At 50.1% G+C, this 7,522-nt stretch carries 1 protein-coding gene; it reads right to left on the reverse strand.

Going from position 1 to position 7,522, the window contains the following annotated elements:
* Positions 1 to 56: 56 nt before the first annotated feature.
* Positions 57 to 7,514: a beta-ketoacyl synthase N-terminal-like domain-containing protein gene (locus tag SB24_RS01175; protein WP_039251449.1), complete on the reverse strand. Its 7,458-nt coding sequence runs from the start codon at positions 7,512 to 7,514 to the stop codon at positions 57 to 59.
* Between the last annotated feature and the right edge of the window lie 8 nt (positions 7,515 to 7,522).

The following is a 7,522-nucleotide window of genomic DNA, read 5'->3' on the forward strand; positions in this document are numbered from 1 at the left end:
TAAGTTTAGTTCTATATAGATAAAAAAAGCGGCCGGATTGCTCCGGCCGTTCTCTATTACCGTTTTACCAACTCATTTGTTTCGTCCAGCTTTTTTCTGAAAGATTTAAGGAAATTTGCGCTTATCGTTCCTTTGTTTGCGTACAGTTTTTCGCAGAATGCCTTAATGGCGTTTTGCGGCTTTGGTTCCGACAGCATTGTGACATGATTGGAAGAGTGGACGTCCAGCAGGTGAAACTGTTTCATCTGGCGTTCCCATTCTTTCCAATACGCACCATGGTCTAGCGGAATTTGTTCTTCCTCTGCTGTCAGATAACGTTCAAGATCTCCGAGGAACAAACCGCTTTTATTACGGAAGTAGTAGCATTGCAGCGCTTCCGGATGAGGCAGCGGCTTCATGTCATACTCTTCCATTCCGTAAGCGAGCTGCGTCTTCATCATTTGCTCCAGCTGCATCCGGATCGCTTCTTCGGATTTTGGCAGACCGCGCTTTTTGGCAAGGCCGATCAATTCTTTCAATACTTCTTCTTCCTCAGCCTGGACGGTAATGTCTTCTCTGCTGATTAATGCCTCTTCAAGGTTTTCAGGCTTAAGATATGCTGTAAGCATCGTATTGATCGTTTGCAGCATGACTGACTTAACAGATGGTTTTCTTTCTTTCCATTTTTCACTGTACGGAGTGTCGATCATGACGGCGCTTTTTACCGTATGACCTTCCTCCTGCAAGAGGCGCGCGGTTTCATATGCAAGCATTCCGCCCAAGGAATATCCGCCGAGGTCATAAGGGCCTTTCGGCTGTACCGCTTGGATGATTCTCTTATAAGAAGCGGCCGTCTCTTCGATTCCTTGCAGCGGCTCTTTCCCTGTCAAACCTCTTGCCTGGATGCCGTAAAAAGGTCGCTGACTCTTTTTGGCGAATGGCTGGTATGCTTCCACGCCTCCCGTTCCGCCGTGAAACCAAAAAACAGGACGGCCTTTTTCTCTATCATTCAGCTTGACGAGTTCTGGAAAATTTCGGCCCGCCTCCTGCGATTGGTTCGTTTTTAACAGCATGCCGATCTCCTGAAGAGTGCTGCATTTCTGAAGAGCCTCCAGACTGATGCGGCTGTCTCCGTCCTCAAGTTTCTTCAACAGCTGAATAGAGGAGATTGAATCGAAGCCGTATTCAGTCAGCGGCTTATTTTGATCCATTTCCGCTGCCTTCATCCCCAAAATGTCTGCCACAATGTCAGCCGCGCTCCCGCAGCGGATCTGAGGATTCTGTGAAACCGGTGCAAGGCTGATGTCTTCTGACTGACCGCCGTTCCAATACTTATGGTTTTCAAAAGGATATGTCGGAAGCGGCACTCTTTGAACAGATTTGCCTTGGTGGAGTCTGTCCCACGGTATATCCGCACCTTTCACCCAGCAAAATGCAAGCTTTTCGAGATTGTTTTCAGCCAACAGCGTCTCTGTGACGACTGTACCGAGAGTCCCTTCCAGTAAAACGCCGATATCTCCTGATCCAGTCTGCTGACTGCCTGTAAAGAAGCTTTTCATTCCATTGCCTTCTTCGGAAAATGCTCTGTACTCTTTCAGTTTTTCCAGCAATTCATCTTGATTGCGGGCAACGAGTGCCAGGCGGCAGTTCATCGCCTCACGGCCGGTCTGAAGCGTATAAGCAATATCCCGCAATGACGGAGTATCTCCAGTTTGCACAAAATCAGCCAGCTGACTTGCGGCCGCCTTAAGACGCCCTTCGCTCTTAGCAGAAAGCACGATAAGCTGCGGTTCTTGCGCAGATTCTTTGTCCTTATGGCGCGGGCTGTACTGTTCCAAGACGACATGCGCATTCATGCCGCCGAAGCCATAGCTGTTAATTGCGGCCCGGCGCGGGATCGGTCTGCCCGTATGGTCGGTGAGCTGTGTCCATTCCTGATTGTCTTCGGTGAAACGGAAGCGGCTTTTCTGAATGGCCATTTGCTCATTTGCAGCTGTAAATCCGGGAATGCCCGGGATGGTATGATGCTTCATGGCCATCGCCACTTTTATAAGGGCGGCCAGTCCGGAAGCGAGTTCGCCGTGCCCGATGCAAGGTTTCACGGTGCTGATATAACAAGGCGCGCTTTCCTCTTGATTTGCAGACTCGCCGTAACCCGCTTTGATTGCATTAAACTCCAGCGCATCTGCCATTTCGGAGGCAATGCCGTGCGCTTCAATATAAGTGACGGTTTGCGGATCAACATCGGTGTCTTCGTACGCTTTTTTCATCGCGGCCTTCATTCCCGCCGGATTCGGCGCGTGAAGCGACATGCCTTTACCGCCGTGAGACACTCCTGTTCCTTTAATGACCATGTGAATATGATCGCCGTCTTCAATTGCCGCCTCAAGCGGTTTGATGATGATAACGCCCGCCCCTTCGCTTCTGACAAAGCCATCGGCATCTTTTTGGAACGATTTCGCCCGGCCGTTTTTGCTTAAATACCCCATTGAATCAAAACCGATAAAGCCCTTCGGCGACTGCAGAATATTGGCGGCACCCACGACAGCCTGCTCACATTCGTTATGACGTATTGATTGAACCGCCCTGTGCAATGCCACCAGGGTTGACGTGCAGGCAGCCTCGTAATATTCACTCGGTCCTTGTAAATTCAAGGCATATGATATTCTGTTCGGAATGATGGACGGAATGGCTGTTCCATTGTTCGGATCGCTGTTGCCCGCGGCAACGAAAACGCCTGTCGGTCTGCTTGCTAACGCCTTATTTGTCAGGCCCGCATCCTCCATTGCCTTCCATGTATGCATCAAAAGCAGAAACTGCTCCGGCCCCATTTGTGATGCCTCTTTAGGAGAAATTCCGAAAAAGAGCGGGTCAAATTCGCCGACACCATCAATAAAACCGCCCCATCTGAGACTCGTGTCATTCTCATCACCGGCGTAACGGCGCCAGTCCCAGCGGTCCGCCGGAATTTCGGTAATACAGTGATCCCCGTTTACGATGTGCTCCCAAAAAGACTGGATATCCGGGGATTGCGGAAACTGAGCTGACATACCGATAATCGCGATTCCTTGCTTGACATCGGCGTTATCACAAGGCGTATGCTGTTTCTTCGGTAAAGTGCGCTCTTCTGTTTCCGTGACCCTGGCCTCTTCTGAATGCTTATGATCGGCAAGCAGTTGAGAAAACTTGCTCTCATATGCTGACGCGAAGTGGCGGGTCAGCTCCTCCGCGGTCGGATACTCGAAAAACAATGTTGGATTCACATCGATGTCCGCCTCTTGGCCGATCTCTTTTGTCAGCCCGATCAGGCTCGCTGAATCAAGTCCCAATTCCATGATATTCGCGTCAGAACGAAGAGATGGCCCGGGTTCATCCATCATCTTGGCGAGCTTGCCAAGGACGTAGCTGCGGATATCATCTGTCAGACTGCCGGCGGAAATCGGTGCTCCCGCATTCTTAACAGCCGTTCGGGCCGGCTGATTCATCTGTTCGGTTTTCGGGCGGAACCGTTTCAAGGCATAGCCTTCAAAACGCATCACCACTTCCGATCGGCTGCTGATGACATCTGCGTTAATCAGAATCATTTCCCCCGTTTGTTTGGTCAGCTTGATGTGCAGCCAGCAATCGGTAAGATCTTCAGGGCTGCTGAAGGTGACGGAATTAATGCCGAACGGCAGATAGCTTTCCGCCTCCGTTTGATCCAATAAAGAAAGCGAGGCCAAGTAAGCACTGTTGGCAATTAATGGATTTACGACATAATGATGCGCTCGTTGTGAGTCGCTATTGTTCAGGTTCACTTTCGCTAAAACGGCATCAGAGCCTTTGTACAGGCGGGTGATCGTTTTAAATTCTTCTCCCCACACGACGGTTCCCGTTCCGTCTCCGTATAACTCATCTATCCGGCCCACTTCCCGGTAAGAGCGCTGAATGGCCGCCAGATCCGCGTGCTGCTTTTGAAACAGATACGGGCTGCACTCGGCATACGCCGCTATGCTCCAATCAGGAGACGTGCGGCTGCGGTGCATTATGCTCAGTTCAAATCCATCCCCATTTTGTTTCGATTCTGTTTTCAGCTCGATGCGATCGCCTTTTTTTACGGTAATGGGGCTCGCGTAATTCAGTTTTTTAATTTGTCCTCCTTCCGCTTCAGGAAAAAGATCACAAAAATGATCGACTGCCAGACTGTTATATGTAGCGCCGACGAGTACCGGTTCTCCGCTGAATTGATGCCCTTTCACGTATGGATCGTCATCACTGTATACCGCCTGAACGCCGCCAGCGTTTTCTGATTCACCGAATTGAAAAGAAGTCCCGTGGTCAAAAGCGTAGGCCGGCAGATGAACGGCGTGCTCTTGCTGCAACTGATCAAACGCGATATTCTCTCCTTTTTCCCATTGCCGCGCACGCCGGCCAATATCAGATTCAGAGAAATTGAGATTCCGCTGATCCATGCGGTAAGCGGCCAGCTTTTCCAACAGTTCCTGAACGGAGGAAGCCGTAAATGCCGCCCGATACTCCGAATGATGTGTTCTTTTTTGCAGCGCGGATGCGATGGCGGCCGGATGAAGAGATGGCGTCTTTTCTAAAAAGGCCGCCAGTCTGTCAAGATAGGCTTCAAAACTCCATTTTGTTTTCGCTGACACAGGGAAAATATATTCCTCACCGCCGTGACGGGCCTGATCGGAATTCGGGCTGATATATTCTTCTACGATGAGATTTGCATATGCCCCGCCTGCCCCGAAGGAATTAATCATGCTTCTCCGCGGGATGATGTCCCCCGTTTCGGCATCCCTCATACGCTCCCAATACTCGTTTTTTTCCTGCAGGTAAAAAGCCGTTTGTTCAAGGTTGATATTCGGATTTTGCGGTTTTGCGTTAATCGTCGGGACTAATGTTTCCCGCTCCATTTGCAGCAGCACTTTCGCGAGCTGGGACATGCCGGAAGCCGCCTCTAAATGACCGAGATTTGACTTGACGGACCCAAGCGCGCAAAAACGTTTTTTATCAGTATATTGCGCGAACGCATTTGTCAGGGCAATGACCTCAATCGGATCTCCCAATACAGAGCCGTTTGCCGCTGATTCAACATAACTGATTGTTTCCGGATTGATTCCGGCCTTGTCAATGGAAGACGCCATGAGCTTCGCCTGCTGTTTCGGATCCGGAGCCGTGTACATCTGCCTTCCGCCGCTATGGCACAACGCGCTGCTTTTAATGACCCCGTAAATATGGTCTTTGTCGGCAAGCGCTTTGGAGAGCGGCTTCAAGAGCACTGCCCCGACTCCTTCTCCCGGCATCAGGCCCGTGCCGGTTCCGAAGCTTTTGCTTTCACTTCCCTGTTCAAGCAAATTCGCCCGTTCGAGCGCATCATATTTAGACGGTTCAAGCGTGAGATTGACCCCTCCGGCAATCGCCATGGAACAGCTGTTAAGCTTCAGGCTTTCACAGGCGAGATGAATGGCGCTCAGTGAGCTGGAGCATGCGGTCGTAACGCCCATGCTCGGTCCCGTTAAATTGAAAAAATGGGAAATGCGGTTGGCGATATGCCAATCCCCTCCGTTAGAGCTGAGCGCAGCTTTTTCCAATGACGGGATATTCCAGAAATATTGATTGTACATACTGCCCATAAATACACCGATGCCGCTGTCTGATTCCTGCCATTCGTTTACTCTTTCTAACGAGTAGCCTCCGTTTTCAAATGTTTCCCATACGGTTTCAAGGCTTAGACGGAGCTCAGGCGTCATCTCCATCACATGGTCTTCCCGGATGTCAAACAAGTGATGGTCAAAAGCGTCAATATGCTGCAGAAATCCGCCGTACCGTGTTTTGCGTTCTTCTTTTCGTGTTTCTTTTGCCATTGTTTTCAGAAGACCGGATTTCCATCTGTTTTCCGGAGCTTCCGTAATACAGCTGTCTCCGGCTTTTAAATGCTCCCACAGCTCATCGAGGGTTTCAGACTCGGGATAGCGGCCGCTGATGCCGATAATGGCAATGTCGTCACAATCAGAACGATTAACGGTGACGGTTTCTATTTCCGGCTTTGGCGCTTTTGGCTCTTTTTGTTCAGTGATAAACCGCCGCGTTTCCGTGACAAGCGGCACCGGTTCATTCATTGCAGGTTCCAGATGCTTTGTTTCAGGAGGCGCTTGTTCGGCTCCGAATGCCTGTTGCAGCTTATCCGGGTAAGTTTCCAGCAAATACTCGGCAAGTTCTTTCGTATTCGTGTGTTCAAATAAGACCGTTTTCGGCAGCTCGCCCGTCAATGTTTCCAGTTCGCGGATAAAATTCACCTGCAAAATGGAGTCGATGCCGTATTTTTCAAAGCTGGTTTCCGGCTGAATGCGCTCGGGAGCAAGCTTTATGGACTTGGCTAACGTTTCTTTTATGAATTGCACAGTCCGGTCTGTGACTGAGAAAGACGGTTCTGTGACATCAGCCGGCTCTTTGGAAGCCGCAGTTTCTTCAACCGCCTGTGCGTCCGGCTGCTTTTGCCTGATGACACCGTCGCTTTCTGCCGCCACGATCTGCTGGCCGAGGTGATGTGACGATTCCGCCATAAATGTAACGTACCGATATCCCTCGCTTTCCAGCGCAGACTGCCACGCTTCAGGATACAGCCCCGGGCATCCGGGTATGCGCAGTTTGGCGTCTTCATACAGCCACCAGCCTTCCAAAAGGCCGAATGTCAGGTGAGAATAAACCGAATGGCTGCTGATCTCATTTAATAACAAAATCCCATTCTTTTTCAGCACCGCTTTGGCATTGCGAAGTGTCCGCCGAATATTTTTTGTCGCGTGAAGCACATTTGCCGCAATTACCGCGTCATATGCGCCCGCCTCTATACCCTGTAAAGCCGGGGGCTCTTCCACATTAAACCGCTTATAAGTCAAATACGGATTGTCGGGACCGTATTCTTTTTCAGCATGCATGAAAAAGGCCTTTGACAGATCGGTGTAGCAATATTCTTTCACATGATGTTTGTACTCTTTTAATCTTTTGAAAACGGCCGCGCTCGTCCCGCCCGTCCCCGCTCCGATCTCTAATATCCGGATTTCCGCGTCCGGGTCTTCTTTCAGGCGTTCTTCAATGAAAGCCGTCAATGTGTCAGCGAGCACCTCATTAAAATAGTCTGCCGTTTCATTGTTTTTATAGATTCCTTCCACCAAATCCATTGAGGAATCAGGAAACAGAACATCAGTGGCAGAAACTCTGCCGGATAAAATATCCGGCAAAGCTCTGAGAGCGGTCTCCACTAAGGTGATCATCGCCTGTTTGCTGCTGTCCTTGAGTAAAGGAGCTTTCTTTTCATCCCATTCTTGCCACAGAACGTCCGCACGCTCTATCGGACCTGTTAACACATACGTACTGCCTGACTGTTTCAAAAAGCCTTTTTGCACCAAGATGGAGATGCTTTCTTCCAGCCACCTGCCGTAAAACCCCTGCATGACAGGCTGCGTTTCGTTTTCCGTAAAAAATCCGACAGATTTCAGCTGGCCTGCCAATAGTTTGTAAAGAAGATCTTCAGTGTTTTGCAAAGCCGTCC

This window comes from Bacillus sp. Pc3, from assembly GCF_000815145.1.
Lineage (GTDB): Bacteria > Bacillota > Bacilli > Bacillales > Bacillaceae > Bacillus > Bacillus velezensis.